Below are 1,263 nucleotides of genomic sequence, written 5' to 3'. Positions count from 1 at the left end.
GCCCCTTCCACTCCCCGCGCCCCTCGCCGGCCTGCAGGCGCAGGGCGAGCAGCAGGGCCAGCACCGCCAGGGCGCTGCCGGTGAGGAAACCGCCGGCATAGCCGATCTGCGCGGTGAGGCTGACCAGGAACGAAGACGCCAGCATCTCGCCGAGGTCTCGGGTGCTCTGCACCGCGGTGACATCGGTGCCGGCCTGGCCGCCCTGGCCGGCGAAGCGCATCGCCGCGGTGAGGATCGCCACCGAGGTGATGCCGGTAGCCAGCGAGCCGATCAGCACGCAGGTCCACGCCAATCCTTCGCTCAGTGCCAACCAGCGACCGGCCTGCAGATACCAGAGCAGCGCCGAACAACCGGCGAGCACCACGCCAAGGGCGAAACCGCGCCACAGGCCGATCCGCCTGACCAGCCAGGCGCCGCCGCCGCAGCCGAGGAATACCGTGACCAGGCCACCGCTCATGCCCAGCCGGCCGATGTCCTGCAAGGCCCAGCCGGCATCGCTGAGGTACAGCTTGGACAGGCCGAAGCCGGATACCGCGGTCATCGCCGACAGCAGTGCCAGCGCCAGCAGCGAAGGCGCCAGCGGCCGACGCAGGAAGCGCAGCAGGCTGGCCTTGGCGGCCGGTGCCGGGGGGAGTTCGTGGGGGTCGCCGCGCCCCAGGGCGAGCACGCAGCACAGGCTTGCCAGCGGCACGCAGGCCATGACCAGGAACGCCGTGCGCTGGCCGAAATGCCCGGCGAGGATCAGGCTGCCGGCGCCGCCGCCGAAGAAGCCGATCATCACCCCGGCGATCTGTACCGCGTTGACCTTGGCCAGCAGCTCGCCGCTGAAGTGCTCCGCCGCCATGCCGTCGGTGGCGATGTCCTGGGTCGCGCTGGCCAGCGAAGCCAGCGCCAGCAGGCCGACCGCCCAACCGGCGCTGGCCACGCCGAGGCCGAGCGTCGCCAGGCCGAGCAGGCAGGCGAGGACGATGCATTGCATCGGCAGGATCCAGCTACGCCGCCGGCCGAGACGGCGCGACCAATGGTTGTCAACCCAGGGCGCCCAGAGGAACTTGACCACCCAGGGCAGCCCCACCAGGGGCAGGAACGCCAGCGCCTGCAATGGCGCGCCATCCTGGCGCAGTAGGGTGGGCAGGGCGTCCATGGCCAGCGCCCAACCGGCGCTGGCCACGCCGAGGCCGAGCGTCGCCAGGCCGAGCAGGCAGGCGAGGACGATGCATTGCATCGGCAGGATCCAGCTACGCCGCCGGCCGAGACGGCGCG

At 72.1% G+C, this 1,263-nt stretch carries 1 pseudogene; it reads right to left on the bottom strand.

From position 1 onward, the window contains the following. Positions 1-1,153, bottom strand: a pseudogene (locus FFS27_RS32825) (RhtX/FptX family siderophore transporter); the annotation flags it as partial. Positions 1,154-1,263: the final 110 nt, after the last annotated feature.

The organism is Pseudomonas sp. 2VD (assembly GCF_005503585.1).
Lineage (GTDB): Bacteria > Pseudomonadota > Gammaproteobacteria > Pseudomonadales > Pseudomonadaceae > Pseudomonas > Pseudomonas aeruginosa.
The sequence above is the reverse complement of the archived record's forward strand: the minus strand, read 5'-3'. Positions and strand labels throughout refer to the sequence as shown.